The sequence below is a fragment of the Streptomyces antarcticus genome (assembly GCF_026627255.1).
GTDB classification, from domain to species: Bacteria; Actinomycetota; Actinomycetes; order Streptomycetales; family Streptomycetaceae; genus Streptomyces; species Streptomyces antarcticus.
Window position 1 is genome coordinate 16,189 of record NZ_JAPNLM010000044.1, and the last position, 26,819, is coordinate 43,007.

Annotated in this window: 24 protein-coding genes; 16 read left to right on the forward strand and 8 right to left on the reverse strand. The window is 74.1% G+C overall.

The window, feature by feature from the left end:
• The first annotated feature begins 125 nt into the window (after positions 1-125).
• From serC to OTB16_RS36455, 4 genes are all read left to right on the forward strand, one after another.
• Entirely contained in the window at positions 126-1,244 is a 1,119-nt protein-coding gene (serC, locus tag OTB16_RS36440) for a phosphoserine transaminase (RefSeq protein WP_267726848.1), read from the forward strand.
• A 327-nt stretch (positions 1,245-1,571) separates the two neighbouring features.
• A complete protein-coding gene (locus tag OTB16_RS36445) occupies positions 1,572-2,402 on the forward strand; it encodes a hypothetical protein (protein WP_267726850.1) in 831 nt (276 codons plus the stop codon).
• The gene (locus OTB16_RS36450) at positions 2,395-3,036 is read left to right on the forward strand and encodes a class F sortase (protein WP_267726851.1); all 642 of its coding nucleotides are present in this window, start codon (positions 2,395-2,397) and stop codon (positions 3,034-3,036) included. Before OTB16_RS36445 ends, OTB16_RS36450 begins: the two co-directional genes overlap by 8 nt.
• Before the next feature lie 69 nt (positions 3,037-3,105).
• A complete protein-coding gene (locus tag OTB16_RS36455; protein WP_420717873.1) occupies positions 3,106-6,258 on the forward strand; it encodes a sacsin N-terminal ATP-binding-like domain-containing protein in 3,153 nt (1,050 codons plus the stop codon).
• A gap of 43 nt (positions 6,259-6,301) precedes the next feature.
• Here the strand turns inward: OTB16_RS36455 and OTB16_RS36460 are convergent, their stop codons facing one another.
• Together OTB16_RS36460 and OTB16_RS36465 are read right to left on the reverse strand one after the other, a co-directional pair.
• Positions 6,302-8,767 carry a cation-translocating P-type ATPase gene (locus OTB16_RS36460; RefSeq protein ID WP_267726853.1) on the reverse strand — a complete coding sequence of 822 codons (2,466 nt, stop codon included), beginning with the start codon at positions 8,765-8,767 and terminating at the stop codon, positions 6,302-6,304.
• A 134-nt stretch (positions 8,768-8,901) separates the two neighbouring features.
• The gene (locus tag OTB16_RS36465; RefSeq protein ID WP_267726855.1) at positions 8,902-9,270 is read right to left on the reverse strand and encodes a DUF2530 domain-containing protein; all 369 of its coding nucleotides are present in this window, start codon (positions 9,268-9,270) and stop codon (positions 8,902-8,904) included.
• Positions 9,271-9,398: 128 nt separating this feature from the next.
• On the opposite strand from OTB16_RS36465, the gene OTB16_RS36470 reads away from it, so the two are divergent.
• Entirely contained in the window at positions 9,399-10,850 is a 1,452-nt protein-coding gene (locus OTB16_RS36470) for an NCS2 family permease (RefSeq protein ID WP_267726856.1), read from the forward strand.
• Positions 10,851-10,879: 29 nt separating this feature from the next.
• Here the strand turns inward: OTB16_RS36470 and OTB16_RS36475 are convergent, their stop codons facing one another.
• Positions 10,880-11,062 carry a hypothetical protein gene (locus tag OTB16_RS36475; RefSeq protein WP_030156886.1) on the reverse strand — a complete coding sequence of 61 codons (183 nt, stop codon included), beginning with the start codon at positions 11,060-11,062 and terminating at the stop codon, positions 10,880-10,882.
• Between the two features lie 119 nt (positions 11,063-11,181).
• Here OTB16_RS36475 and OTB16_RS36480 point away from each other — a divergent pair, with 119 nt between their 5' ends.
• The 4 genes from OTB16_RS36480 (at position 11,182) to OTB16_RS36495 (ending at position 14,927) form a co-directional block, all read left to right on the forward strand.
• Positions 11,182-11,619: a MarR family winged helix-turn-helix transcriptional regulator gene (locus tag OTB16_RS36480; protein WP_267726860.1), complete on the forward strand. Its 438-nt coding sequence runs from the start codon at positions 11,182-11,184 to the stop codon at positions 11,617-11,619.
• Positions 11,620-11,644: 25 nt separating this feature from the next.
• A complete protein-coding gene (locus OTB16_RS36485) occupies positions 11,645-13,027 on the forward strand; it encodes an MFS transporter (protein WP_267726861.1) in 1,383 nt (460 codons plus the stop codon).
• Positions 13,028-13,061: 34 nt separating this feature from the next.
• On the forward strand, positions 13,062-13,619 hold the full coding sequence (gene thpR, locus OTB16_RS36490; protein ID WP_267726863.1) for an RNA 2',3'-cyclic phosphodiesterase: 558 nt from the start codon (positions 13,062-13,064) through the stop codon (positions 13,617-13,619).
• A gap of 318 nt (positions 13,620-13,937) precedes the next feature.
• Entirely contained in the window at positions 13,938-14,927 is a 990-nt protein-coding gene (locus OTB16_RS36495) for an aldo/keto reductase (RefSeq protein ID WP_267726864.1), read from the forward strand.
• Positions 14,928-15,009: 82 nt separating this feature from the next.
• Here OTB16_RS36495 and OTB16_RS36500 read toward each other — a convergent pair whose 3' ends face one another.
• On the reverse strand, positions 15,010-15,735 hold the full coding sequence (locus OTB16_RS36500; protein ID WP_267726865.1) for a GDSL-type esterase/lipase family protein: 726 nt from the start codon (positions 15,733-15,735) through the stop codon (positions 15,010-15,012).
• A 76-nt stretch (positions 15,736-15,811) separates the two neighbouring features.
• Here OTB16_RS36500 and OTB16_RS36505 point away from each other — a divergent pair, with 76 nt between their 5' ends.
• Entirely contained in the window at positions 15,812-16,849 is a 1,038-nt protein-coding gene (locus tag OTB16_RS36505; RefSeq protein WP_267726867.1) for a WD40 repeat domain-containing protein, read from the forward strand.
• 64 nt (positions 16,850-16,913) lie between these two features.
• On the opposite strand, the gene OTB16_RS36510 is transcribed toward OTB16_RS36505, so the two are convergent.
• Positions 16,914-17,831 carry a DUF3027 domain-containing protein gene (locus OTB16_RS36510; protein ID WP_267726869.1) on the reverse strand — a complete coding sequence of 306 codons (918 nt, stop codon included), beginning with the start codon at positions 17,829-17,831 and terminating at the stop codon, positions 16,914-16,916.
• A gap of 332 nt (positions 17,832-18,163) precedes the next feature.
• On the opposite strand from OTB16_RS36510, the gene OTB16_RS36515 reads away from it, so the two are divergent.
• The 4 genes from OTB16_RS36515 (at position 18,164) to OTB16_RS36530 (ending at position 21,725) form a co-directional block, all read left to right on the forward strand.
• Positions 18,164-19,537, forward strand: coding sequence for an MFS transporter (locus tag OTB16_RS36515; protein WP_267726871.1), 1,374 nt, complete (start codon positions 18,164-18,166; stop codon positions 19,535-19,537).
• Positions 19,538-19,659: 122 nt separating this feature from the next.
• Entirely contained in the window at positions 19,660-20,145 is a 486-nt protein-coding gene (locus OTB16_RS36520) for a DUF2771 domain-containing protein (RefSeq protein WP_267726872.1), read from the forward strand.
• A gap of 13 nt (positions 20,146-20,158) precedes the next feature.
• Positions 20,159-20,884, forward strand: coding sequence for a futalosine hydrolase (locus OTB16_RS36525; RefSeq protein ID WP_267726874.1), 726 nt, complete (start codon positions 20,159-20,161; stop codon positions 20,882-20,884).
• The gene (locus OTB16_RS36530) at positions 20,871-21,725 is read left to right on the forward strand and encodes a 1,4-dihydroxy-6-naphtoate synthase (RefSeq protein ID WP_267726876.1); all 855 of its coding nucleotides are present in this window, start codon (positions 20,871-20,873) and stop codon (positions 21,723-21,725) included. Before OTB16_RS36525 ends, OTB16_RS36530 begins: the two co-directional genes overlap by 14 nt.
• 81 nt (positions 21,726-21,806) lie before the next feature.
• Here the strand turns inward: OTB16_RS36530 and OTB16_RS39400 are convergent, their stop codons facing one another.
• Positions 21,807-22,190, reverse strand: a complete 384-nt coding sequence (locus tag OTB16_RS39400; RefSeq protein ID WP_269288191.1) for a cold-shock protein — start codon at positions 22,188-22,190, stop codon at positions 21,807-21,809.
• Between the two features lie 177 nt (positions 22,191-22,367).
• Here OTB16_RS39400 and OTB16_RS36540 point away from each other — a divergent pair, with 177 nt between their 5' ends.
• On the forward strand, positions 22,368-22,619 hold the full coding sequence (locus OTB16_RS36540) for a hypothetical protein (protein WP_267726878.1): 252 nt from the start codon (positions 22,368-22,370) through the stop codon (positions 22,617-22,619).
• Between the two features lie 45 nt (positions 22,620-22,664).
• On the opposite strand, the gene OTB16_RS36545 is transcribed toward OTB16_RS36540, so the two are convergent.
• Together OTB16_RS36545 and OTB16_RS36550 are read right to left on the reverse strand one after the other, a co-directional pair.
• Entirely contained in the window at positions 22,665-23,291 is a 627-nt protein-coding gene (locus OTB16_RS36545; protein ID WP_267726880.1) for an HAD family hydrolase, read from the reverse strand.
• 94 nt (positions 23,292-23,385) lie between these two features.
• Positions 23,386-24,435 carry a hypothetical protein gene (locus tag OTB16_RS36550; protein ID WP_267726882.1) on the reverse strand — a complete coding sequence of 350 codons (1,050 nt, stop codon included), beginning with the start codon at positions 24,433-24,435 and terminating at the stop codon, positions 23,386-23,388.
• Positions 24,436-24,521: 86 nt separating this feature from the next.
• Here OTB16_RS36550 and OTB16_RS36555 point away from each other — a divergent pair, with 86 nt between their 5' ends.
• Entirely contained in the window at positions 24,522-26,789 is a 2,268-nt protein-coding gene (locus OTB16_RS36555; protein WP_267726884.1) for a helicase-associated domain-containing protein, read from the forward strand.
• Positions 26,790-26,819 lie beyond the last annotated feature (30 nt).

Genomic DNA, 26,819 nt, shown 5'->3' on the forward strand with positions numbered 1-26,819 from the left:
TCGCCCGCAATGTCCGTTCGAGTTCCCCGGGAGACGTCACGGCGCCCAGCCTGCCACCGTTCCGGCGCGTCTCACCGGGTGGACGCGCCTCCGAGGCGTGGACCGGGACCCGATACGCTCCGCTCGTGGCCGAGATCCAGATTCCCGCTGACATCAAGCCCGCCGACGGACGCTTCGGCGCGGGCCCCTCCAAGGTGCGGACCGAGGCGCTGGACGCCCTCGCCGCCACCGGTACCTCCCTGCTCGGAACCTCTCACCGCCAGGCCCCGGTCAAGAACCTGGTCGGCTCGGTGCGTCAGGGGATCCGGGACCTGTTCTCCCTCCCCGAGGGGTACGAGGTGATCCTGGGCAACGGCGGCTCCACCGCCTTCTGGGACATCGCGACCGCCGGGCTGATCGAGCAGAAGTCGCAGCACCTCACCTTCGGTGAGTTCTCCTCGAAGTTCGCCAAGGCCGCGAAGCTCGCGCCGTGGCTCGACGCGCCGTCCGTGATCTCCTCGGAGCCGGGCACCCACCCGGAGCCGGTGGCCGAGGCGGGCGTGGACGTGTACGCGTACACGCACAACGAGACCTCGACGGGTGTCGCGGCGCCGATCAAGCGCGTCGCGGGCGCCGACGCCGGGTCACTCGTTCTGGTGGACGCGACCTCGGGCGCCGGCGGCCTGCCGGTGGACATCACCGAGACCGACGTCTACTACTTCGCCCCGCAGAAGTCCTTCGCCTCGGACGGCGGCCTGTGGCTGGCGGCGTTCTCCCCGGCGGCTCTGGAGCGCGCGGCCCGCGTGCACGCCTCGGGCCGGCACATCCCGGAGTTCTTCTCGCTGCCGACGGCGATCGACAACTCGCTGAAGAACCAGACGTACAACACCCCCGCGCTGTCCACGCTCTTCCTGCTGAACGAGCAGCTGGAGTGGCTCAACGGCCAGGGCGGCCTGGAGTTCGCGACCGGCCGCACCGCGGCCAGCGCGCGCAACCTGTACGGCTGGGCCGAGGCGTCGAAGTACGCGACCCCGTTCGTCGTGGACGCCGACAAGCGGTCCGCCGTCATCGGCACGATCGACTTCTCGGACGACATCGACGCGGCGGCCGTCGCCAAGGCGCTGCGCGCCAACGGCATCGTGGACACCGAGCCGTACCGCAAGCTGGGCCGCAACCAGCTCCGCGTCGCGATGTTCCCGGCGATCGACCCGGCGGACGTGCAGGCGCTGACCGCGTGCGTCGACTACGTAATCGAGAAGCTGTAACCGCAGCCCTTCCCGTACCGCAGCCGTTCTCGTACGGCAGCCGTTCCCGCACCGCGCCCGGAGCCCCCGGCGACGTCACGTCGCCGGGGGCTCCGGCGTTCCCAGCGTCCACCGGCGGCCTCGTCCGCCGGGACTTTCGTCCCAAAAATCGGGGCAAACAGCCCGCAAACGGCACTACCACAGCCACCGCGCGACCTGCGGCTTCATGCCGGGGGACCTTCGGCAGGGGCCTCCCCGCCCCTCCGGCGGGCCGCAACCAAACCGCCCAAGATGTCCCTCATGTCTGGTGTGCCGGGAAAAACCCCGGCCCGTTCAGGAGGAAACCTCATGCGCAAAGCACTCACCCTCTCGGCGATCATCCTCGCCTCGTCGATGGCCCTCGGCGGCGCCACCACCGCGTTCGCGGCCGACGCCCCGGCTCCTGCGGGCAGTTCCAGCCCCACCACCGACGGCCGCACCACCGACGGCACCACCTCCGGCGGCCACGCCCACGCGGCCGCCGCGGGCCTGACGCTGTCGGCCTCCAGTGCCAAGCCGGGCGCCTCCGTCAGCTTCCAGATGGACGTCCCCGACGGCTCCACGCACCTCTCCGTCTCCTCCAAGGCCTTGGCCGACGTGAAGATGACCGAGGGCCGCGGCGGCACCGCCGTGGTAGCCGACGTCAAGGAGGGCGACCACGGCGTCTCCCTGACCGGCACGGGCCCCGACGGCGCCACGCTCCAGGCCACCGCGCGGCTGCACGTCACCGCGGACGCCCCGGCCCCCAAGCCCACCCCGCGGCCCTCCACCCTGAACCTGTCGACCGACTTCGGCCGCCCCGGCGACAAGGTCGTCGTCACCGTCAAGACCGCCGAGAAGAACGCCTTCGTGAAGTCCGACGCCTTCGGCGGCCAGGTCAACCTGAGGAGCGACGGCAAGGGCAGCTTCACCGGAACCGCCACCGTCGCCAAGGACGTCAAGTCCGGCTACTACGGCGTGCACGCCTTCGCGGGCGGCGAGGAGTTCGACGTCGTGAAGTTCTCCACCGAGGCCAAGGCCGGTCCGGCCCCGCACCACGACGTGAAGCCCCTGGACCCGAGCCTGCACAAGACCCCCAAGGGCTCCGTCAACACCGGCCAGGCTCCCGCCGGTCTCCTCCCCGAGACCAGCAATGCCTGAGCCCACCACGCTCCGCCAGGGCGGCCGCACCGGCCGCGCACGCCGTACGGCCGCCCTGGCGGGGGCCTCGGCCCTCGCCGCCGTCCTCGCCACCGGCTGCTCCGCGGGCAGCGCCGGAGCCGCCTACGGCGTCGCGGACAGCCCGGCCGGGGCGAGCTCCGCCGCCCCGCTCCCGGCGTCCGTACCGGACCGCGTCACGATCCCCGGCCTGTCGGTGAACGCCCCGCTCGACACCGTCGGCCTGGACGCCGAAGGCGTCATGCAGGAGCCCGACTTCGCCAAGCCGCAGGACGCCGCCTGGTACAGGGAGGGACCCACCCCCGGGGAAGCGGGCGCGGCCGCCATCGTCGGCCACATGGACACCCCGCAGACCCCCGAGGCCGTCTTCTACAACCTCAGGAAACTGAAGAAGGACCAGAAGATCGAGGTCCACCGCACCGACGGCAGCACCGCCGTGTTCGCCGTGGACGCCGTCGACACCTTCAAGAAGGACGCCTTCCCCACCGACAAGGTTTACGGGGACACCCGCGGCAAGGCCGAACTGCGCCTCATCACCTGCGGCGGAGACCTCACCGCAGACCGCCACTGGGACGCCAACGTGGTGGTGTTCGCGCACCTCACGGGCAAGGGCTGACCCCGTACGCGATACCTTCAGGGCTCGGCATTCCCGAATGCAGTACAGCTTGGAGGCAGCGGCGTGAACGTGCGAGTGACGGCGGCCCGGAACGGCGTGGACCCCTTCGGCACGGCCCGGCTGCGGCGCGGGGTGCTCGACGCCTGGGGCGCGGGCCCCGCCCGCTTCCGGGAGGACGCCAACGCCGAGGAGGACCTGGCGCTCGGCGGCTACCGCGACCGGCTCGTCATCGAGCTCGCGCAGAACGCCGCCGACGCCGCGGCCCGCGCCGGGGTGCCCGGCCGGCTGCGGCTCACCCTGCACGCCGGCGAGGGCGGGTACGCCGTCCTGGCCGTCGCCAACACCGGCGCCCCGCTGGACGCCACCGGCGTGGAGTCGCTGAGCACCCTGCGCGCCTCCGCCAAGCGGGAGTCCACCGGGTCGGGTGACACCGTCGGCCGGTTCGGCGTCGGCTTCGCGGCCGTCCTCGCGGTCTCCGACGAGCCCGCCGTCCTCGGCCGCCACGGCGGGGTCCGCTGGTCGCTGGCCGAGGCCCGCGAGCTGGCCAAGGGGGCCGCCGTCGGCAGCCCCGGCCTCGGCGACGAGCTGCGCCGCCGCGACGGCCACGTCCCGCTGCTGCGCCTGCCGCTGCCCGCCGAGGGCACCGCCCCCGACGGCTACGACACCGTCGTGGTCCTCCCGCTGCGCGACGCGGCCGCCGAGGACCTCGTGGCACGGCTGCTCGCCTCCGTGGACGACGCGCTGCTGCTCACCCTGCCCGGGCTGCGCGAGGTCGTCATCGACACCCCGTCCGACGGCGCCCGCACCCTCTACCGCCGCGACGAGGGCCCGTACACCGTCATCGAGGACTCCGCCGCCGGCACCAGCCGCTGGCGCACCGTCCGCCACGGCGGCCCCCTCGAACGCGCCCTGCTGGCCGACCGCCCGGTGGAGGAGCGGCTGCGGCCCACCTGGGCGGTGTCCTGGTCCGTACCCGTCGACGCCGACGGCGCCCCCGTACGCCCCGCCACCGCCCCCGTCGTGCACGCCCCGACCCCCACCGACGAGCCGCTGGGCATCCCCGCGCTGCTCATCGCGACCCTGCCGCTGGACACCACCCGCCGGCACCCCGCGCCCGGACCGCTGACCGACTTCCTCGTGGAGCGCGCGGCCGACGCGTACGCCGAACTCCTCGGCACCTGGGAGCCGGTGACCACCGCCCTCGTCGACCTCGTCCCCGGCCCGCTCGGCAAGGGCGAGCTCGACGGCGCCCTGCGCGCCGCCGTCCTGCGCCGCCTTCCCCGTACGGCCTTCCTCGCCCCCGCCGTCCCGCCCGGCCCCGACGAGGACCGGGAGGGGCAGGACGACGGGGCCGACGCGCGGGCCGCCCTGCGCCCCTTCGAGGCCGAGGTGGTGGAGGGTGCGGGCGCCGACACCGTACGGGTCCTCGCCGAGGTCCTGCCGACCCTGCTCCCGGCCGGCCTGGAGCGGCGCGCCGAGCTGCGCACCCTGGGCGTGGGCCGGCTCCCGCTGGGCGACGCCATCGAGCGGATCGCCGGGATCGAGCGCACCCCCGACTGGTGGCACCGGCTCTACGACAGCCTCGCCGGGGTGGACCCCGACCGGCTGTCCGGGCTGCCCGTCCCGCTGGCCGACGGCCGCACCGCGATCGGCCCCCGGCACATCCTGCTGCCCGGCGCGGACACCCCCGACAGCCTGGCCCGCCTCGGCCTGAAGGTGGCCCACCCGGACGCCGCGCACCCGCTGCTGGAAAAGCTCGGCGCCCTCCCCGCCACCCCGCGCGCGGTCCTGACGACCCCGCAGGTGCGGGCGGCCGTCGCCGCCTCCCTGGACGCCGGGGACATCTGGGACGAGGACGCCGACACCCTCGACGCGGACGAGCTGGCCGAGGTGGTCCTCGGCCTGGTCCGCGACGCCGGCCTCGCCGCGGGCGACGAGCCCTGGCTCGGCGCGCTCGCCCTGCCCGACGAGGACGGCGAGCCGACCCCCGCGGGCGAACTGCTCCTGCCGGGCTCGCCGCTGGCCTCGGTGATCCGCGAGGACGAGGTCCCGTACGTGGACGCGGACCTCGTGGACCGGTGGGGTGCGGGCCCGCTCACCGCCTGCGGGGTGCTGGCCCACTTCCAGCTGGTGCGCGCCACCGACGTGGTCCTGGACCCCGACGAACTGGAGCCCCGCGACGGCGACTTCGCCGAGCCCGACGACGCCGGCCTGCTGGACGCGGTCGACGTGTGGTGCGAGGACGTACTGGACCAGCTGCCCGACACCCCGGTGCCGCCGGTGGCGACCGAACTGGTCGCCGTGCGCGACCTGGACCTCATCGACGACGACTGCTGGCCGCAGGCCCTCGCGATGCTCGCGCGGCCGCCGCTGCGCGACGCGCTGACCCAGCCCGTACGGATCCTGCTCCCGGACGGCACCACGCAGTCGGTGCGCCCGTACACCGCGTGGTGGCTGCGCGACCACCCGGTGCTCGACGGCCGCCGTCCCGCGGGCCTGCGCTCGGCGGGCGGCGACCCGCTGCTCGCGGGGCTGTACACCCCGGTGGACGCCACCGGCTTCGAGGACGAGCAGGTGCTGCGGGCCCTCGGCGTACGGACGACCGTGCCCGCCCTGCTGGAGGAGCCCGGCGGCGCGGCCGAGCTCCTGGCCCTTCTGGCCGACCCGGACCGCGAGGTCACCGACCGGCAGCTGCACGGCCTGTACGGGGCGCTGGCCGACCTGGACCCCGAGCAGGTCACCCTGCCGGACGAGCTGCGCGCGGTGGTGGACGGCGAGGTCCGGGTGGTAGACGCGGCCGACGCCGTCATCGCCGACGCCCCGGACCTGCTGCCGCTGACGGCGGGCCTGCCGCTGCTGCCGGTCGCCCCGGCCCGCGCGGCGGACCTCGCGGAGCTGCTCCAGGTGCGCCGGCTCTCGGAAACGGTCCCGGCGGAGGTGAGCACGCCCGGCGAGGAGCACGAGGTACCGGAGTCGGTACGGATCCTGCTCGGCCCGGCCACCCCCGCGGGCTACCTGGAGCACGAGGAGCTGATCGCGGGCGGCACCGAGCTGGACTGGCGCCGCACCCCCGACGGCACCGTGCACGCGGCCACGCTGGAGGGCGTGGCGGCGGGCCTGGCCTGGGCGGCGGGCCAGTGGCCCCGCCGCTTCGAGGTGGCGGCCCTCCTGGAGGACGCTTCCCGCACGGCGGAACTGGCCCGCGACCGCTGGTTCGACTGACCCCGCCCCGCCCCCGCCTCGCCCACCGCTCCGGGTCCTCCGGCTAGGCGGGGAACCTGCGGTCGACCCAGCGGAAGGTGAACTCGATCAGGGTCGCCGCGGCGGCCGCGATGGCGACCGCGATCCACGGCATCGTGGCGCCCACCAGCTTGAGCTGGAAGAACTCCTGGAGCCACGGCACTACGAGGACGATCAGGAACGCCAGGCCCATCGCGCCGACCAGGCCGACCCGCCACCACGTGTACGGGCGGGCGATGATCGCCAGGACCCACATCGAGGTCAGGAACAGGGCCAGTGTCGCCGCGCTGGTCTCGGACTTCAGGGCGTCCGGGCCGGTGTAGTAGGAGCGGGCGGCCAGGTACGTCACGAAGGTGGCCGTGCCCGCGATGACGCCGCCCGGGATGGCGTAGCGCATCACCCGTTTCACGAAGTGCGGCCTGGCCCGCTCCTTGTTCGGCGCCAGCGCGAGGAAGAAGGCCGGGATGCCGATCGTGAGGGTGGACAGCAGGGTCAGGTGGCGGGGCAGGAAGGGGTACTCGACCTGCGAACAGACCACGAGGACGGCCAGTAGCACCGAGTAGACCGTCTTCGTGAGGAAGAGGGTCGCGACCCGGGTGATGTTGCCGATGACCCGGCGCCCTTCGGCGACCACCGAGGGGAGGGTGGAGAAGCTGTTGTTCAGCAGCACGATCTGCGCGACCGCGCGGGTGGCCTCCGAGCCCGATCCCATCGAGACGCCGATGTCGGCGTCCTTGAGCGCGAGTACGTCGTTGACGCCGTCGCCCGTCATGGCGACCGTGTGGCCGCGCGACTGGAGGGCGGCGACCATGTCCCGCTTCTGCTGCGGGGTGACGCGGCCGAAGACGGCGTTCTCGTCGAGGGCCTTCGCCATCCCCTCGCGGTCGGTGGGGAGCGTACGGGCGTCGACCGTGTTCTCCGCGCCCGGCAGCCCCAGCTTGCCGGCGACCGCGCCGACCGAGACGGCGTTGTCGCCGGAGATCACCTTCGCCTTGACGCCCTGGTCCTCGAAGTAGCGCAGGGTGTCGGCCGCGTCGGGGCGCAGCCGCTGCTCCAGGACGATCAGGGCGGTGGGCCGCACGCCCGTGGCGACGGCCGCGTCGTCGAGCTCGCGGCCGGAGCGGGCGAGGAGCAGGACCCGCAGGCCCTGCTCGTTGAGCTCGTTGATCTCGTCGAGGGCCGCGTCGCCCTCCGGGAGGAGCACGTCGGGGGCGCCGAGCAGCCAGGTGTTGTTCTCGCCGTCGCCCTCGCTGAAGCTGGCGCCGCTGTACTTGCGGGCGGAGGAGAACGGCAGGGACTCGGTGCAGCGCCACTCGGCGCTGTCCGGGTAGGCGTCGATGATGGCCTGGAGGCTGGCGTTGGGGCGCGGGTCGGACTCGCCGAGGGCGCCGAGGACCTTCTTGACGTACGCCGCGTCCGCGCCGCCGAGCGAGCGGAGCTCGGTGACGTCCATGCCGCCCTCGGTGAGGGTGCCGGTCTTGTCGAGGCAGACCACGTCCACGCGGGCGAGGCCCTCGATGGCGGGCAGCTCCTGGACCAGGCACTGCTTGCGGCCGAGCCGGATGACGCCGATCGCGAAGGCGACGGAGGTCAGGAGCACGAGCCCCTCGGGGATCATCGGGACGATGCCGCCGACGGTCCGGGCGATGGAGTCCTTGAGGTTGTTGTCCTTGACGATCAGCTGGCTGATGATGAGGCCGATCGAGGTCGGGATCATCATCCAGGTGACGTACTTGAGGATGGTGGAGATGCCGGAGCGCAGCTCGGAGTGGACGAGCGTGAAGCGGGAGGCCTCTTCGGCCAACTGGGCGGCGTAGGCCTCGCGGCCGACCTTGGTGGCGGTGAACGCCCCGCCGCCGGCGACGACGAAGGACCCCGACATGACCGGGTCGCCGGGCTTCTTCAGGACCGGGTCGGCCTCACCGGTGAGCAGGGACTCGTCGATCTCCAGGCCGTCGGCCTCGCCGACGGATCCGTCGACGACGACCTTGTCGCCGGGGCCGAGCTCGATCACGTCGCCGAGGACGATCTCGGAGGTGGAGATCTCGGCGGTCCGGCCGTCGCGGCGGACGCCGGGCTTGGTCTCGCCGATGACGGCGAGGCCGTCGAGGGTCTTCTTGGCGCGCAGTTCCTGGATGATGCCGATGCCGGTGTTCGCGATGATCACGAAGCCGAAGAGGCTGTCCTGGATGGGCGCGACGAACAGCATGACCACCCACAGCACGCCGATGATCGCGTTGAAGCGGGTGAAGACGTTGGCGCGGACGATCTCGGTGGTGGAGCGCGAGGAGCGCACGGGGACGTCGTTGACGTCGCCGCTCGCGACCCGTTCGGCGACTTCGGCGGTGCTCAGTCCACCCGGCTTGAATCTGGGGGCGGGCAGCCGCATCGGGTGTACGGGATCCAGCTCGGCCCCTGCGTCGATGGCGGTCCCGGCGGCCGGGCCGCCCGGCTCCGGTCCATCGGATTCGATCCTCGCCCGCTGCGTCATGCTCTCGACGGTAAGGGGCGTTCGAACGCTTCACCCGCCGAGCGGACCGAAGATCCGACTTGGGGATGACCCGAATCGTTCGCTGGTCTCCCCCGGTCTGCCCCGGTCGGCCGTCGGCGGTCAGCCGCCGGTGGTCAGCCCGTCCGGCCCGGGCGCCCGGAGCCGTCCTCCGGCCCGGCAGCCTCGTCCGGCCCGGCCGGCGCGCCGGCCCCGGCGGCCCCCGCCGCCTCGGCCTCGGCTTCGGCTTCGGCCGCCGCCGCCTCCGCGTGGCGCTTCAGGGCCGCCTCGCGGCCGCGGACGTACCAGATGCCGATCAGGCCGAGAACGCCGCCGGCCGCGCAGGTCCACACCCACCACAGCTGGCCGCGGTCGGAGAACCACCCGTAGAAGGGGAGCTGGACGAGGAAGAGGGCGAACCAGATGATCGTGCCGCCGGTGACGGTGGCGACGACCGGACCCTCAAGGGGCTCGGGCGCCTCGTGCCGCGCTGTCCATTTCGCCATGCGGCAAGTCTAGGCCGGGTGGCGCAGGGTCTACGCGCGGAGATAGACGGCCCTTCGTTCATGTGTTCATACTGAAACGGTGTGGGCGTGGCCCATTTTCTTCGTATGAACCACCCAATGAGGACCGCATGAGCACCCCGGCCCCCGCCCCCGCGCCCACCGCCCCGGAGCACCCCTCCGGGGAGACCGGACTCGACCGCTACTTCAAGATCTCCGCGCGCGGTTCGACCGTGGCCCGCGAGGTCCGAGGCGGTCTCGCGACGTTCTTCGCGATGGCGTACATCATCGTGCTGAACCCGATCATCCTGGGCAGCGCGAAGGACATGTACGGCCACCAGCTCGACGGCGGCCAGCTCGTCACCGCCACCGTCCTGACGGCCGCCTTCTCCACCCTCCTCATGGGGGTCATCGGCAACGTCCCGATCGCGCTGGCCGCGGGCCTCGGCGTGAACACCGTGGTCGCCCTCCAGCTCGCACCGCGCATGAGCTGGCCCGACGCCATGGGCATGGTGGTCCTGGCCGGCTTCGTGGTGATGCTGCTCGTCGCCACCGGCTTGCGCGAGCGGGTCATGAACGCCGTCCCGCTGGGCCTGCGCAAGGGCATCGCCATCGGCATCGGCCTGTTCATCATGCTGATCGGCCTGGTCGACTCGGGCTTCGTCTCCCGCATCCCGGACGCCGCGCACACCACGGTCCCGCTCCAGCTCGGCAGCGACGGCCACCTGCACGGCTGGCCCGTGCTGATCTTCGTGATCGGGACGCTGCTGACCCTGGCGCTGATCATCCGCAAGGTCCCTGGCGCGATCCTGATCTCCATCGTGACCATGACCGTCGCCGCGGTGGCCGTCCAGCTGGTCACGAGCCTGCCGGCCGAGGCGTGGGGCCTGACCGTTCCCGAGTGGCCGGGCAACCCGGTGGCCGCGCCCGACTTCGGGCTCGTCGGACAGGTCAGCCTGTTCGGCGGCTTCGGGAAGGTCGGGATGCTCACCGGCGTCCTGTTCGTCTTCACCGTCCTGCTGTCCTGCTTCTTCGACGCCATGGGCACGATCCTCGGCGTCGGCGACGAGGCGAAGCTGATCGACAAGGACGGCAACTTCCCCGGCATCAACCGGGTCCTGCTGATCGACGGCCTGGCCGTCGCCTCGGGCGGCGCGACCTCGTCCTCCGCGACCACCTGCTTCGTGGAGTCCACGGCCGGCGTCGGCGAGGGCGCCCGTACGGGCCTCGCGAACGTCGTGACCGGCGGCCTCTTCGCCGTGGCGCTGTTCCTCACGCCGCTCGCCACCATGGTCCCGTCCCAGGCCGCGACCCCCGCCCTGCTGGCGGTGGGCTTCCTGATCCTGGCGGGCTCGGTCAGGGACATCGACTGGAGCGACTTCACCATCGCCGTCCCGGCCTTCCTGGCCATGGTGATGATGCCCTTCACCTACTCGATCACCAACGGCATCGGCATCGGCTTCGTGAGCTTCTGCGTGCTGCGGCTGGCGGCCGGCCGGGGCCGCGGTGTCCCGGTGGCCATGTACGTCGTGGCCGCGGTGTTCGTCTTCTCCTACGCGATGCCGGCCCTCGGCCTCACGTGACCGGCCCCCGGCCGGCCCGCCCCACCTGATCAGGTGAGCCCGTAGAACTTCTCCGTCTCGTCGACGGCCGCCTTGAAGCGCTCGTCGAAGTCGTCGCGAATGAGCGTCCGGACCACATAGTCCTGGACGCTCATTCCGCGTTTGGCGGCATGAGTCCGGAGCCTGTCGAGGAGCTCCCCGTCTATGCGCATGCTCAGCACATGTGTCCCCATGCCGAAAGAGTCGGGGCACAGGGCGTGGACGCGTGTCACTTTCCGCCGCCCACTCACCCGTACGAGTGACGAAAAACAACTGGTGTTCCTTAGCGAGAGTAATGAGTTACTCTAAGGACATGCATGACCTCTCCCATGGCGACGACGCTGCCGCCGTGAACGATCTCCGCTCCGCCGTCATGCGACTGGGCCGGCGCCTGAAGCACCAGCGCGTCGACGAGTCGCTGAGTCCGACCGAGATGTCGGTACTCGGCACCCTCGCCCGGTGCGGCCAGGCAACCCCTGGCGAGCTGGCGCGGCGGGAACACGTCCAGCCGCCGTCGATGACACGCATCGTCGCGCTCCTGGAGGCGAAGGGACTGGTCACGCTGGAGCCGCACCCCGACGACCGCCGCCAGAAGGTGGTCCGCCAGACCGAGGAAGCCGAGGCGATGCTCGAAGAGAGCCGCCGCAAGCGCAACGCCTTCCTGGCCGGGCTCGCGGCCGAGCTGACCGAGGACGAGTGGGCCAAGCTGCGCGAGGCCGCACCCGTCCTGGAGAAGCTCGCCCACCTGTAGGAACGACGCCAGGAGGCGAACGCTTTTGAGTACGGGAACCGGAGCAGACTCCGCACCCGGCCACATATCCACCCCTACGGCCGCCACCGGTGGCGCCACCGCCGGAGCACCCGCCGCACCCGCCGCACCCGCGGTCAAGAACTCGATGTTCAGCTCGCTGAAGATCCGCAACTACCGGCTCTTCGCGACCGGCCAGGTCGTCTCGAACACGGGCACCTGGATGCAGCGCATCGCCCAGGACTGGCTGGTCCTGTCCCTGACCGGATCGGCCTCCGCGGTCGGCGTGACCATCGCCCTGCAGTTCCTGCCGATGCTGATGTTCGGCCTCTACGGCGGCGTCCTCGCCGACCGGCTGCCGAAGCGCCCGCTGCTGCTCGCCACCCAGAGCGCCATGGGCCTCACCGGTGTCGCGCTCGCCGTCCTCACCCTCGCGGGACAGGTCCAGGTCTGGCACGTCTACCTCGCCGCCTTCCTGCTCGGCCTCGTGACCGTCGTCGACAACCCGGCCCGCCAGACCTTCGTCCCCGAGATGGTCGGCAAGGACCAGGTCGCCAACGCCGTCAGCCTGAACTCGGCCAACTTCCAGTCCGCGCGGCTGGTCGGCCCGGCGATCGCCGGTGTGCTGATCACCGCCGTCGGCTCCGGCTGGGCCTTCCTGCTGAACGGGCTGTCCTTCGCCGCGCCGATCGCCGGACTGCTGCTGATGCGCACCTCCGAGCTGCACCCGGTCGAGCCCCGGCCCCGCGCCAAGGGACAGCTGCGCGAAGGACTGCGGTACGTCGCCGGGCGCCCCGAGCTGGTCTGGCCGATCGTGCTGGTCGGCTTCATCGGCACCTTCGGGTTCAACTTCCCGATCTGGCTGTCGGCGTTCGTCAGCGAGGTCTTCCACGGGGACGCGGGCACGTACGGACTCTTCAACACCCTGATCGCCGCCGGCTCCCTCGCGGGGGCGCTGCTCGCGGCCCGGCGCGGGCACTCCCGGCTCCGGCTCCTGGTGGCCGCCGCCGTGCTGTTCGCCGCGCTGCTGACCGTGACGGCGTTCGCGCCCGGCTTCTGGCTGTTCGCCGCGCTGCTGGTGCCGATCGGCATCTTCGGTCTGACGGTCAACGTCACCGCCAACTCCAGCGTGCAGATGGCCACCGACCCCGAGATGCGGGGGCGGGTCATGGCCCTGTTCATGATGGTCTTCACCGGCGGGACCCCTCTGGGCGCCCCGCTGCTGGGCTGGATCACGGACACGTACGGCGCCCGCATCGGCATGGCGGCGGGCGGTGTGATCTCCCTGGTCGCCTCCGTGACGATCGCCGTGGTGCTGGCCCGGGTCGGCAACCTCCGGCTGCGGGTCGACCGGCACGGCGTGGCCTTCGTTCCGTCGCCGCGCCGCCGCGAACTGGTCACGGCCGCCTGACGGGCGCGGGCGGCGGCGCCGGTAGGGTCGGAGGATGAGACTGTTCGCCGCCGTACTGCCGCCGCCGACGGCCGTCGCCGAGCTCGCGGAGGCCGTACGGCCGCTGCGCGACGACCGGCTGACGTGGACCGCGGAGGCCGGCTGGCACTTCACGCTCGCCTTCATGGGCGAGGTACGGGACGAGGTGCTCCCGGACCTGCACGCCCGGCTGGCGCGCGCCGCCGCCCGCACCGCCCCCTTCGGCCTGCGGCTGCACGGCTCCGGGCACTTCGGCGACCGTGCCCTGTGGGCCGGGGCCGCCGGAGGGCTGGACGGGCTGCGGATGCTCGCCGAACGGGCCGACGCCGCCGCCCGGCGGGCCGGCGTACCGATGGAGCAGCACCACCGCTACACCCCGCACCTCACCCTGGCCCGCAGCCGCCACGCCGCCACGCCCCTGGACCCGTACCTCGAGGCCCTCGCCGGCTTCGAGGGCGCCCCCTGGGCGGCCGACACCCTCAGCCTGGTCCGCAGCAACCTCCCCGTCGGCGGGGTGCCGGGCGAGCAGCCCCGCTACGAGACCGTCGGGGCCTGGCCGCTGACCGGCGGCTGACCCGGCTGGTCCGCGGCCGTTCCGCGGGTGCCCGGGGGCCGTGCGGGGCCCTGCGGCGGGCCGGGTTAGTCTCGACGGGTGGATCCCAAGACCAGAAACCGCGTCATGGCGGGTGTGCTCGTGCTGATGTTCCTCGTCGTGGCCGTGGCGGCGGCCGTCGGCCAGTAGCCCGCCGGCGCCCCCTCCGCGCCCCGCCCGCATACCGGCCGGGCCCCCGTCCGCGTACCGGCCGGGCCCCCGTCCGCCCCTGGCGCCCGTATCCCGGGTTCGCGAGGTGCCCTTGCCTGGAGTGGACTCCAGGCAGTTGGCTTGTGTCCCATGAAGTACACGCAGCTCGGACGCACGGGACTCAAGGTCAGCCGACTCGTTCTCGGCACGATGAACTTCGGTCCCCAGACAGACGAACCCACCAGCCACGGCATCCTCGACGCCGCGCTCGACGCGGGCCTGAACTTCGTGGACACCGCCAACGTCTACGGCTGGGGTGAGAACAAGGGCCGCACCGAGGAGATCATCGGCACCTGGTTCGCCCAGGGCGGCGGCCGCCGGGACAAGACGGTCCTGGCCACGAAGGTGTACGGGAACATGGCCGGCGACGGGGACCCGTGGCCCAACCACGACCGGCTGTCGGCCCTGAACATCCGGCGGGCCGTCGAGGCCAGCCTGAAGCGGCTCCAGACCGACTACATCGACCTCTACCAGTTCCACCACATCGACCGCCGGACCCCCTTCGAGGAGATCTGGCAGGCGGTCGAGGTCCTGATCCAGCAGGGGAAGGTGCTGTACGCGGGGTCCTCGAACTTCCCCGGGTACAAGATCGCCCAGGCGAACGAGACCGCCGCCCGCCGCGGCGGCGTCGGCCTGGTCAGCGAGCAGTGCCTCTACAACCTCGCCGAGCGCCGGGCCGAGATGGAGGTCATCCCCGCCGCCCAGGAGTACGGGCTCGGGGTCATCCCGTGGTCCCCGCTGCACGGCGGCCTGCTCGGCGGTGTGATCAAGAAGGAGGTCGAGGGCGGCCGCCGCGCCTCCGGGCGCTCCGCCGACGCGCTGGCCAACACGTCCGTACGGGCGCAGGTGCAGGCGTACGAGGACCTGCTCGACAAGCACGGCCTGGAGCCCGGCGAGACGGCGCTGGCCTGGCTGCTGACGCGCCCCGGGGTCACCGGCCCGATCGTCGGCCCCCGCACGGCCGAGCAGCTGGAGAGCGCCCTGCGCGCGCTGGAACTGGAGCTCGGCGACGAGCTGCTGACGGCCCTGGACGAGATCTTCCCCGGCCCGGGAGCCTCCCCGGAGGCCTTCGCCTGGTAGGCGCGTCCGTACGGCGCACCGCGGCCGCCGCCCCTCGCCCGGGGCGGCGGCCGCCGCGCAAGTCGGCCCCGGTACGGGCCCGTTACGGCTGCGCGGCCGGCCGGTAGGAGCCGCCGATGCCCCAGGCCTGGTGCAGGACGGCCGCGAACTCGCCGGCGATGCGGTGCTCCCCGGAGGCGTTGGGGTGCGTGCCGTCGTAGGTGTCGTGGTCGATCTCGTACGAGGCCGGGCGCGCGGCCAGCAGGATCGGCGCGGCGTCGGTGGTCAGGTCGGCCACGGCCTTCGCCAGCAGCTCGTTGAAGCGGGCCACTTCGGCGGCGAACGGCGCGTCGTGCCGGGCGCGGACGTTGGGTATGACCGGCAGCAGCACCATCCGCACGGCCGGCCGGGCTTCGCGGGCCGCGGCGACGAACCGGCGGACGTTCTCGGCGGTCTGGTCCGCGCGGGTGTAGAAGCCGAGGTCGATCAGGCCGAGGGAGACGAGCAGCACGTCCGCCCCGGCGGCCCCGGCGGCGGGGCCGATCAGGGGGGCCATGTGCTGCCAGCCCTCGCCCCAGCCGGCCATGTGGCGGCGGGCCTCCCCGGGGAAGTCCGGGCCGGCGTACCCCTGGCAGTCGGGCGGACCAGCGGCGGGCGGACCGGCGGCGGGCGCCCCGGCGGCGCCGTCGTCGTACAGCGCGGTGCGCGGGCCGACGATCTCGAAGGGCCCGCCGAAGGCGGCGCCGAGGTGCTGCCACATCCGGTAGCGCCAGGTGTAGTCGCCGGCGCGTCCGATGGTCATGGAGTCGCCGACGAACATGAAACGCATCCGGTCATCATCGCGGATCACGTGCACGGCGCCCCTGTGATGCCGGACACGGCGTCCGGGCTGGCAGGCTTGGGGCATGCGCATGCTGCCGTCGACCGCCGCCCTCACCGCCGCCCTGGCCGGCTGCCTCGTCCTCCTGCCGGGGGCAGCCGCCGCGGCACAGTCGCCCGGGCCGGCCGGGTTCACCCTCTCCGATCCGCGGATCAAGGAGTCGAGCGGGCTCGCGGCCAGCCGGGCGCACCCGGGCGTGTACTGGACGCACAACGACAGCGACGACGGCCCGTACGTGTACGCCGTGGACTCGGCGACCGGCCGTACGGTGGCCCGGCTGACGCTGACGGGCATCGGCAAGCCGCGCGACGTCGAGGCGATCTCGCTGGGGCCGGACGGCCAGCTGTACGTCGGGGACGTCGGGGACAACCTGGGCGGGTCCTGGGACCACGTGTGGATCTACCGGTTCCCGGAGCCGAGGGAGCTGCGCGACGCCACCGTCAGGGCCGAGCAGTTCACGGTCACTTACGCCGACGGGCCGCGCAACGCAGAGGCCCTGATGGTCCATCCGGTGACGGGCCGGGTGTACATCGCGAGCAAGGACGAGCAGAAGGGCGGCCTGTACGAGGGCCCGGAGCGGCTGGTGCCCGGGGACGGCCGGAACGTGTTCCGGCGGATCGCCGACGCCCCGTGGGTCACGGACGGGGCGTTCTCGCCGGACGGCACCCGGCTGACGCTGCGCGGGTACTTCACGGCCCGGACGTACGGGTGGAAGGACGGCCGTCCGCAGGGCGAGGGCGAACGGGTGGACGCGCCCTGGCAGGGGCAGGCCGAATCGGTGACGTACACGGCGGACGGCCGGACGCTGATGTTCGGCTCCGAGGGCGCGGGCAGCCGGGTGGTGGCCGTACCGGTGGCGGAGGCTCCGCGGCCGGCGCCCGGGAAGACGCCGGCAGGGGCGTCGCAAGGGGCGTCGGCGTCCCCCGAGCCGGGCGCCCCGGCGGCGGGCGGTCAGCCGGCGGCCGGGGAGGGCGACTTCACGAAGGGCGCCCTGGTCCTGGGGGCGGGAACCGTCCTCGTCCTCGCGGCGAAGCGGCTGCTGCGCCGCCGCGCCCCGAAGTAGCCCGGCCCCGGGGGGCGGCCCCCAGGAACCGAGCCGGAGCCGAGCCGGAACCGCGCCGGAGCGGTTACGAGTGGCCGAGGTCCGCGGCCGGGAGGTCCGTGACCGGGACCGAACCCGTGCCGGAGGCCGGCCGCAGCGGGAACTCGTCCGAGGCCACGGAGTCCAGCACGTGCGGCGCGGGCCGCAGCGGCTTCGGCATGACGGCGGCCTCCGAATGGCCCCCGCACCCGTACGACAGGGACACCAGACGGCCGTCCGCCGGACCGAACTCGTTCGCGCAGACGCCGAAGGCCTGCCCGAGGGAGCCGCCGATCGCGACGAGGAACCCGCACGACACGCACGACGCGGGCGCCGCCTGCGCCATCGCGGTCTTCGCGCCGAAGGACTCGTCCCAGCGGTCGGCCGCGCTGTGCAGCCCGTACCGCGAGAGCACCCGGGCACGCCGCATGCCGAGTTCCTCGGCGACGGAGGTGATGGACCCGCGCACCGGGACCACGGCGCGGTCGGTGACGTCCGCGTCCTCCGCCTCGACCAGTTCGGCCATCTCGGTGGAGACCACCGAGTTCGGCGGCGGGGCGTCCTCGCCCGACCAGCCGGGCTCCAGCCGCAGGTCCTCGGCGTCGGTGGGCAGCAGGTCGCCGGGGCCCATGTCGCCGGGGCGCAGCCGCTCGCTCCACGGCACCCATTCGGGGGCGAGCAGCGCGTCGTCCCCGGGAAGCAGCACCGTCTCGTCGAGGGTGATGTTCTTCGCGCGGGAGGCGCGGGTCACGGTGACGGCCCAGCGCCAGCCCCGGTAGCCCGGTTCCTTGCACTCGAAGAAGTGGGTGACGACCCGGTCACCCTCCGCCACCGCGGTCACATGCGCGCCCACCACGCCGGGGAAGGCGGCCTCCTCGGCCGCCGAACGGGCGAGTTCTACCGCCTCGACGCACAGGCGGTCGGGGGTACGCGGGGTACGGCTTCGCGTCGTCGCAGCACTCACTGGTCTCGTTCTCTCCTACGCCGTCTCACGAGTGCGCCGTCCGTACTGTCGTCCACAACGACCCGTCGGTCTCCGTACGTGGCGCGGGCGGAGCGGACCAGAGGGCCGCGTCGACGTCCGCACCCGATCGGCCTCGGGCGCACCTAACTGCGATCCATTCTGCGGGATCGCGAAGAGGCGCGCGGCCAAGAGCAACCGCCGGTGGCGCGCTACGCACGCTACCTCCTCTGACGCCTTGGGCCCACATGCAAGGTCCGATTCGCGGACAAGCCACCGCCCGGCGGCACCCCGCGACGCGCCGGGAGGCATCCGAGGGGGCCAAGTGGGGCAGTATGGGCCGGGTGGCACCCGTACGGTCGTCCGATGACGGCTCGGGACCGGCCAAGAGGGCCGGCCGGGCTCTGGGGCGTGCCCTGCACCTGCCCTTCACTGGTACGGCGCGCGGCATCCGGCGGGCCACCCACGCGCACGGGGCGGGCGAGTCGGGCCTTGGCAAGCTGATCGAACTGCACGCGATCAACGGCGCCGGCGACGTGATGATCACGGTGGCGCTGGCCTCGACGGTGTTCTTCTCCGTGCCCACGGACGAGGCCCGCGGCCGGGTCGCGCTGTACCTGGCGATCACGATGGCCCCCTTCACCCTGCTGGCCCCGGTGATCGGCCCGCTGCTGGACCGGCTGCCGCACGGGCGGCGGGCCGCGATGGCGGCCGCGATGTTCGCCCGGGCCCTGCTGGCCGTGATGATGTCGGGCGCGGTGGCCACGGGCGGGCTGGAGCTGTATCCGGCGGCGCTGGGCGTCCTGGTGGCGTCCAAGGCGTACGGAGTGGTGCGCAGCGCCGTGGTGCCGCGCCTGCTGCCGCCGAACTTCTCCCTCGTCAAGGCGAACTCGCGGGTCACGCTGGCCGGTCTGCTGGCCACTGGCGCCGCCGCGCCGGTCGCGGCGGGGCTGCACTCGATCGGCCCGCCGTGGCCGCTGTACGGGGCCTGCGCCATCTTCATCGGGGGGACCTTCGCCGCGTTCACGCTGCCGCACAAGGTGGACGAGGCGAAGGGCGAGCGCCGGGCCCGGCTGTCCACGCATGAGGCGCACTCCCCCAAGCCGGGGCTGCGCACGGTGGGTCCGTCGGTGCTGTGCGGGCTCCTCGCGAACGCGTCGATGCGCGGGCTGTCCGGGTTCCTGATCTTCTTCCTGGCGTTCCTGCTGCGCGAGCACCCGCTCGCGGGGCAGAGCGCTGCGGTGTCGCTGGGGATCGTGGGCGTGTCGGCGGGCCTGGGCAACGCGTGCGGTACGGCGGTGGGCGCGTGGCTGCGGGCCCGCGCACCCGAGGCGATCATCGCGGCCGTGCTGTGCCTGACGCTCGCGGTGGCGGTGCTCGCGACGGTCTTCTTCAGCGGGCTGTTCGTGGCGGTCCTCGGCGCCACGGCGGGCTTCTGCCAGGCGCTGGCGAAGCTCTCCCTGGACGCGATGATCCAGCGGGACGTGCCCGAGGCCGTCCGCACGTCGGCGTTCGCCCGTTCGGAGACGCTGCTCCAGGTGGCGTGGGTGCTGGGCGGTGCGATCGGCATCGCGCTGCCGCTGAACGGCGCGCTGGGCATGGCCGTCGCGGCGGTGGTGGTGGCGCTGGGCACGGCGATGGCCCTGCGCGGCCTGCGCACTGCGCCCCGGCACCAGCAGCACGGCTCCTCCCGCCCGAGGGTGGCGTGACGGCGTAACGCCGCCCGGCGGGGGCCGCGCCGCGCCGGCGGAGCGGGACCCGCGCCGCGCCGTGGACCACCGTCGGGACCCCGTGCGGCGGCTCGGCCCACCGGCCCGATAGCCTTCGGCTCATGACCGCACCGCTTTTCTCGGGTAGGGCCCGCCGCAGCGTCGCGGCCCTCGGAGCCGTTTCCGCCGGCCTCCTCCTCCTCTCCGCCTGCGACAAGCCGACACCGCTGGCGACCGTGACGGTCGGCACCACCACGGTGTCCGCCGAAGCCGCCTGCCACGACGGCAAGGAGCTCTCCATGGAGAAGGTCCAGGAGTGCCTCACCAACCTGAAGGACGCCAAGGCCGTCTCGTACGCCCGCGGCGACACCCTGCGCCTGGGCGTCGAGCCCGATGTCGTCGAGGACGGCAAGCAGTGGCAGGCGGTCCTGGACGGGCAGCCGATCACCGAGCCCTCCTCGAACACCTACCGCAGCTTCCCGGGCGCCGACGTCTTCGCCACCGGCGGCCAGGGCGAGGCCCCGACGTCGAAGAAGCTGGCCTTCGTCCAGGTCGGCAGGGACGGCAAGCCGCTGTCCGTCTGGTCGTTCAACCTGAAGCTGAAGTAGCCGGGCGGCCACGGTGCGCGCGCTCGTCGTGACCGCGGTGGCGGCGGAGGCCGACTCCGTCGTGGCCGGGCTGACCCCTCATCCGGACGCCCCCGGCCCCGAGCCCCGCACCCTTCCCGGCGGTTACCCCCTCACCCGCCGGGACCTCCCGGGCATCGCCCTCGACGTGCTCGTCGGGGGCGTCGGACCGGGCGCGGCGGCCGCCGCCACCGCCACCGCCCTGACCCTCACCGGCTACGGCCTCGTCATCTCCGCCGGCATCGGCGGCGGGTTCGCGCCCGCCGCCCCGCCCGGCTCCCTCGTGGTCGCGGACGCGATCGTCGCCGCCGACCTGGGGGCCGAGACCCCCGAGGGGTTCGTGGACGTGGCCGCCCTCGGCTTCGGGCGCGCCGTCCACCTGCCGCCCGCCGAGCTCGCCGCCCTGGCCGCCGAGGCCACCGGGGCGCTGCTCGCGCCCGTCCTGACCGTCTCCACCGTCACCGGCAGCGCCGCCCGCGCCGCCGAACTCGCCGTACGGCACCCGCAGGCCGGGGCCGAGGCCATGGAGGGCTTCGGGGTGGCGGAGGCCGCCGCCGCGCACGGGCTGCCCGTCCTGGAGATCCGCGCCGTGTCCAACGCGGTGGGCCCGCGCGACCGCGACGCCTGGCGGATCGGGGAGGCCCTCGCCGCCCTCGCGGACGGCTTCCGCGCGCTGGGACCCGTACTCGTCCATTGGGGAGAACGCCATGAGCACCGGTGACGGCCCGCTGCGGATCGCGTATTCGCCGTGCCCGAACGACACCTTCGTCTTCGACGCGTGGGCGCACGGCCGGGTGCCGGGCGCGCCCGGCCTCGACGTCACCTTCGCCGACATCGACGTCACCAACGGCATGGCCGAGCGCGGCGAGCTGGACGTGCTGAAAGTGTCGTACGCGGTCCTGCCGTGGGTGCTGGAGGAGTACGCGCTGCTGCCCTGCGGCGGGGCGCTGGGGCGCGGCTGCGGCCCGCTGGTCCTCACCCGCGAGCCGGGCACGGACCTGGCCGGCAAGACGGTGGCCGTGCCGAGCGAACGTTCCACCGCCTACCTGCTGTTCCGGCTGTGGGCGGCCGACGTGCTGCCGGACGGGGTCGGCGAGGTGGTGGTGCTGCCGTTCCACGAGATCATGCCGGCGGTGCGCGACGGCCGGGTGGACGCCGGACTGGTCATCCACGAGGCCCGGTTCACCTACCGGGACTACGGGCTGCACCGCCTGGCCGACATGGGCGAGCACTGGGAGTCGACGACCGGCCTGCCGATCCCGCTCGGCGCGATCATCGCCAAGCGGTCGCTGGGCGCGGAGCGGCTGCGCGCACTCGCCGAGTCGGCCCGTACGTCGGTCCGGATGGCCTGGGACGACCCGGAGGCCTCCCGCCCGTACGTCCGCGCGCACGCCCAGGAGCTGGACCCGGCCGTCGCCGACCAGCACATCGGGCTGTACGTCAACGAGTTCACCGCCGACCTCGGCGACGCCGGCTACGCGGCGGTGCGCGGACTGCTGACCCGGGCGGCCGCCGAGGGTCTGGTACCGGCCATCCCGTCCGGCGCGCTGGACTTCCCCTAGCCGTCGCGGCCGTCCGCACCGCCCGGACACGACGGTGCCCCGCCGCTCTCACGAGAGACGGGGCACGGGTCGTGCGGGCGCTCAGACGTCGAGCTGGTCGGCCACCGCGCGCAGCAGTCCGGCGATCTTCGTGCCGTGGACCCTGTCGGGGTAGCGGCCCCGCTCCAGGATCGGAGTGATGTTCTCCAGGAGGGTCGTGAGGTCCTGCACGATGGAGGCCAGCTCGTCGGGCCCCCGCCGCTGGGCCGCCGCGACGGACGGCGCCGGGTCCAGCACCGTCACCGAAAGCGCCTGGTCACCGCGCTGGCCGGCGACGACTCCGAACTCGACGCGCTGGCCGGGCTTGAGCGCGTCGACCCCGGCAGGGAGTACCGACGAGTGGACGAAGACGTCGCCGCCGTCGTCGCGGGAGAGAAAGCCGAAGCCCTTCTCACTGTTGAACCACTTGACCTTGCCGGTAGGCACGTCCGTCCTCTGTCCTTGTGCTCGTCGGGGTCCGGATGCCGCGCGACGGCTCCGGACAACAGCGCGGCGGGCCATGGATGACCCGCCACCTCAAGGCTAATGGCCGGGGTCAGGGTGACAAGTCGATACCCGGACCTTCGGCGTCGGCTGCTTCGGCCAGGGAACTACCCTGGTGAGGTGACTGTTACTCCTCATTCCGACGAAGCGCGGCCCGGCGACGGACTCGTCAAGGCCGGCGGCATCGTGTTCATCGCCGGTGCCGTGGCCACTGTGGCCACGATGGCCCCGCTGTTCCTGGACGTCGACCCGTTCCCCTCGTACGCGTGGGCCGTGTGCATGCTGATGGGCGTCGGCTTCGCGATCTCCGCGGCGGGCGTGCTCCGCTCGGCGGCGGCGCAGCGCCGGGCGGCGCGGGCCTCGCAGGCCTGACCCCCGGGGCGCAGCCGCCGGGCCCGGGGCGAACCGCCGCCCGGCTCAAGCCGGGCGGCCGGCCACGTATGCCGCGAGCCACTGCGGGAGCGCCGTGAGGTCCGGCAGGACCACGTCCGCGCCCGCCTCCCGCAGTTCGGTCTCCGGGCACGGTCCGGTCGGCACCGCCACCGACAGCGCTCCGGCGGTGCGGGCGCCGCGGATGTCGCCGACGTGGTCGCCGACGTACACCTGCGCCCCGTACTCGCGCAGCGCGCCGGCCTTGGCCTCGGCCCAGAGCGAGCCGATGACCGCGTCCGGCGCGATGCCCAGGTGCTCCAGGTGCAGCAGGGCGTTGGGTTCGTGCTTGGCGGTGACGACGATCGCCCGCCCGCCGAGCGCCCGGACGGCGTCGACCGCCTCGCGGGCACCCGGCATCGCCGGGGTCGGCCCGATGGCGTGTGTGGGATACATCTCCCGGTAGCGGTCGGCCACGGCCGGGATCTCGGCCGCCGGGAACCAGTGCGCGAGCTCCTCCTCCAGCGGCGGCCCGAGCCGGGTGACGGCCGCGTCGGCGTCGATGAACGTACCCGTGTCGGCCGACAGGGCCCGGTAGGCCGCCTTGATGCCGGGGCGCGAATCGATCAGGGTCATGTCGAGGTCGAAGCCGACGGTGAGGTTCATACCGGCCATTGTGCCGAGCCCCGCGGACGCCGGACCCCGAGGGGCGTACCCGGGCCGCACCGCCCGGACCCGTCCTGTCGGCGCCGGGCCGCCCGGCCCGGCGTCAGCGCCTGCGCGCCCGCCACACCAGGTACAGCGCGGAGGCCACGCCCGCCGCCCGGAGCAGCCACGGCCCCATCCCGTGCAGGACCTCGCTCAGCTGGTCCTCGGCCAGGGTCTCGCCCCACTTGCCGTTCATCCGGCCCCACAGCCACACCGCCGCGCCCGCCAGCACCGCACCGGGCGGCCCGAAGACGGCCCACTTGTGCTCCCCGGGCCGCAGCGCGCGCGAGGCGTACGGCAGCAGCCAGCCGACGACCAGCAGCAGCCAGTAGCCGCTGACGACCCCGGCGACGAGGACGGCCGCGGCCAGCAGCAGGAAGGCGTTCGGCTTGGGGCGGGCCGGGGCGGCGGCCTCGGCCACCACCGGTGCGGCCTCCTTCGCCGCCCGCTTCGCGCGCCGCCGCTCGCGCAGGAGCCGTACGACGGCCCGGGCGCGCGCCTCCGGCGGGCCGGACGGTTTCCCCGGCCGGTCGGCGGTCCCTGTCCCGGTCCCGGTCCCGGCCTTGTCCCCGTCCCCGTCCTCGTCCTCCGGTCCCTCCTTGAACAGGTCCGGGATCTCGATGCCGCCCGCGAAGCCGTCCACCTGCGGGCCCGCCCCGTAGGCACCGGGCGCGACGCGCCACCAGTCGGGCTCCACCCCGTCGGAGGGCCCGAGTTCGTCGAGCCCGGCCAGGTGCGGCGGCACGTTCTCCGGCTCCGCCTCCGGGCGCGGCGGCGGCACCGCCTTGCGGCGCGGCCTGCCCGGGCCCCGCTGGGTGGGCACCGCCGGGCCGGGGCCGAAGGCGGCCGGGGCGGCGGCCCGGCCGGCGGGCGCGGTGCCGGACAGGGTGCCGAGGGTGTCGAGGACCTCCTCCGGCGTGCCGATCCGCTCCAGGATGCGGCGTACGGCGGCCGGGGTCTCCGGGTCGTACTTGGCGCGCCGACGGTCGATCTCGTCCCGCAGCCCCGCCACGAGCCGCATGCGGTCGCCGGAGTCCAGGTGTCTGCGCTGCGCCAAGTCCCCGACCCGGCTCAGATATTCGTAGACCAGATGGTCGCTTTCGATCCCCATGCCCCGGCTCCTCCCGTACCGCCTGTGCCGAAGGTAGCGCGTGCGCCCGTGGAGCTGTCGCGGGCACAGCGGATACCGTTGGCCGGATGGGGACCGGCCGACTGACCGGCCGACTGACCGGCCGACGCGACCAGGAGGCGACTGTGCCCGAGGCAAGCACCGCAGCGGGAGACGCCGCCGGCAGCTCCGGGAGCGCCAGGGCAGGCGCCCCGCGCTCGCTCGCCGAGGCGCTGCGCTCCCGCGACGACACCGCGCTCGCCGCGCTGCTGCGCGCGCGCCCCGATCTCCTGAGCCCCGTACCGGGCGACGTGACCCAGCTGGCCACCCGCGCCGCCACCCGGGCCTCGGTGGTACGGGCGCTGGAGCGCCTCGACCGGTTCGCGCTGCAGACGGCCGAGGCGCTGGCCGTGGCCCCGGACCCGTGCCCGTACCCGGTGCTGGAGTCGCTGCTCACCGGCGAGACCGGCACCACCGGGGAGGACAACGGGGCCCGCGCCGCGCTCCCCCGGGCCCTGGCCTCCCTGCGCGAACAGGCCCTGGTGTGGGGTGACGAGGAGCGGGTGCGGCTGGTGCGCACCGCCCGCGAGCTGCTGGCCCCCTCGGCGCAGCGGCCCTCCCCGACCGGCCTCGGGCCGACCGTCGCGGAGGCCACGGCCGGGATGTCGCCGACCCGCGTGCAGGAGATCGTGTCCGCGGCCGGGCTGCCCGCCACCCACGACCCGGTGTCCGCGGTGTCCGCCCTGACGGGGCTGTTCACCGACCCGGAGCGGATGTCCGCCCTGCTGGACGAGGCCCCGGCCGAGGCCCACCAGGTGCTGGGGCGGCTCGTGTGGGGCCCGCCGTACGGGGAGGTGACCCCGAACCCGACCGCTCCGGTGCGCTGGCTGCGCGACCGGGGGCTGCTGCTGCCCGCCTCGGCGCGGACCGTCGTGCTGCCGCGCGAGGTGGCGCTGCACCTGCGCGGCGGGCTCGCGCACCGGGACACCGCGCCGGTCGCGCCGCCGGTGCCCGCGCACCGCGAGCACCGTCCACAGCTTGTGGACGCGAACGCCGCCGGGCAGGCGATGGCCGCGCTGTCGACCGTCGAGGAGCTGGTGAAGTCCTGGGAGTACGCCGGTCCAGCGGTGCTGCGGGCCGGCGGGCTGTCCGTACGGGACCTCAAGCGGGCCGCGGCCACCCTGGACGCCACCGAGGCCGCCGCGGCGTTCTGGGCCGAGCTGGCGTACGCGGCCGGGCTGCTGGCCGGCGACGGCGAGGCGGACGAGCGCTACGCCCCCACCCCCGCCTTCGACACCTGGTGCGAACTCCCGCCCGCCGAGCGGTGGTCGGCGCTCGCGGCGGCCTGGCTGCCCGCCACCCGCACCGCCGGGCTGGTCGGCGAACAGGACGCCAAGGGACGCACCCTGTCAGCGCTCGGCCCCGAACTCGACCGCTCCGCCGCCCCCGAGGTGCGCCGCCGCGTCCTCGAACTCCTCGCCGGGCTCCCCGAGGGCGGAGCCGCCGACCCGGACGCGCTGCTGGCCCGGCTCGCGTGGGAGCGCCCCGTACGCGGGACGAGCGACCTGCGGGCCCGCCTCGCGCGCTGGGCGCTGGACGAGGCGGAGACCCTGGGCGTCACCGGCCGGGGCGCGCTGTCCGGGCCCGGCCGCGCCCTGCTGGAACACCGCGACCCGGCGCCGCTGATGGCCCCGCTGCTGCCGGAGCCGGTGGACCACGTCCTGCTCCAGGCCGACCTGACGGCGGTGGCCCCCGGCCCGCTGCGGCGGCCGCTCGGCGACACCCTGGCGGTCCTCGCGGACGTGGAGTCCAAGGGCGGTGCGACGGTGTACCGGTTCACGCCGGGCTCGGTGCGGCGCGCCCTGGACGCCGGGCACACCGCCGTCGACCTGCACGCCTTCCTCAAGGAGCACAGCCGCACCCCCGTCCCGCAGCCGCTGGCGTACCTGATCGACGACGTGGCCCGGCGGCACGGGCACCTGCGGGTCGGGGCGGCCTCCTCGTACGTGCGATGCGACGACGACGCGATGCTGGGCGAGATCCTCGCCGACAAGCGCTCGGCCGGGCTGGGCCTGCGCCGCCTCGCGCCGACCGTGCTGGCCGCGCAGTGCGAACCGGGCGCCCTGCTCGACGGGTTGCGGGCGATGGGGTACGCGCCGGCCGCGGAGTCCCGTACCGGCGACGTCCTGGTGGGCCGGGCCGACGGCCACCGCAGCCCGGGGCGCGCGGCGCCCGTACCGGTGCCGGAGGGGCCGCCGGTGCCGCGGCCCTCGGCTTCGGCGGGCTGTACGCCGCCGGACTGCTCCTGGCCGGCGAGGACGTCGCCCCGGGGACGAAGGTGCGCGGTGTCGACATAGGCGGCATGAGCCGTGCCGAGGCCCGCCAGG

Bases quoted from the DNA above. Each gene is read 5' to 3' on its own strand.
- OTB16_RS36445 (WP_267726850.1), top strand. From the start codon at position 1,572: ATGCGCAAAGCACTCACCCTCTCGGCGATCATCCTCGCCTCGTCGATG.
- OTB16_RS36450 (WP_267726851.1), top strand. From the start codon at position 2,395: ATGCCTGAGCCCACCACGCTCCGCCAGGGCGGCCGCACCGGCCGCGCA.
- OTB16_RS36460 (WP_267726853.1), bottom strand. From the start codon at position 8,767: ATGACGCAGCGGGCGAGGATCGAATCCGATGGACCGGAGCCGGGCGGC.
- OTB16_RS36465 (WP_267726855.1), bottom strand. From the start codon at position 9,270: ATGGCGAAATGGACAGCGCGGCACGAGGCGCCCGAGCCCCTTGAGGGT.
- OTB16_RS36470 (WP_267726856.1), top strand. From the start codon at position 9,399: ATGAGCACCCCGGCCCCCGCCCCCGCGCCCACCGCCCCGGAGCACCCC.
- OTB16_RS36475 (WP_030156886.1), bottom strand. From the start codon at position 11,062: ATGGGGACACATGTGCTGAGCATGCGCATAGACGGGGAGCTCCTCGAC.
- OTB16_RS36480 (WP_267726860.1), top strand. From the start codon at position 11,182: ATGCATGACCTCTCCCATGGCGACGACGCTGCCGCCGTGAACGATCTC.
- thpR (WP_267726863.1), top strand. From the start codon at position 13,062: ATGAGACTGTTCGCCGCCGTACTGCCGCCGCCGACGGCCGTCGCCGAG.
- OTB16_RS36495 (WP_267726864.1), top strand. From the start codon at position 13,938: ATGAAGTACACGCAGCTCGGACGCACGGGACTCAAGGTCAGCCGACTC.
- OTB16_RS36500 (WP_267726865.1), bottom strand. From the start codon at position 15,735: ATGCGTTTCATGTTCGTCGGCGACTCCATGACCATCGGACGCGCCGGC.
- OTB16_RS36505 (WP_267726867.1), top strand. From the start codon at position 15,812: ATGCGCATGCTGCCGTCGACCGCCGCCCTCACCGCCGCCCTGGCCGGC.
- OTB16_RS36515 (WP_267726871.1), top strand. From the start codon at position 18,164: ATGGGCCGGGTGGCACCCGTACGGTCGTCCGATGACGGCTCGGGACCG.
- OTB16_RS36520 (WP_267726872.1), top strand. From the start codon at position 19,660: ATGACCGCACCGCTTTTCTCGGGTAGGGCCCGCCGCAGCGTCGCGGCC.
- OTB16_RS36530 (WP_267726876.1), top strand. From the start codon at position 20,871: ATGAGCACCGGTGACGGCCCGCTGCGGATCGCGTATTCGCCGTGCCCG.
- OTB16_RS36545 (WP_267726880.1), bottom strand. From the start codon at position 23,291: ATGGCCGGTATGAACCTCACCGTCGGCTTCGACCTCGACATGACCCTG.
- OTB16_RS36550 (WP_267726882.1), bottom strand. From the start codon at position 24,435: ATGGGGATCGAAAGCGACCATCTGGTCTACGAATATCTGAGCCGGGTC.
- OTB16_RS36555 (WP_267726884.1), top strand. From the start codon at position 24,522: ATGGGGACCGGCCGACTGACCGGCCGACTGACCGGCCGACGCGACCAG.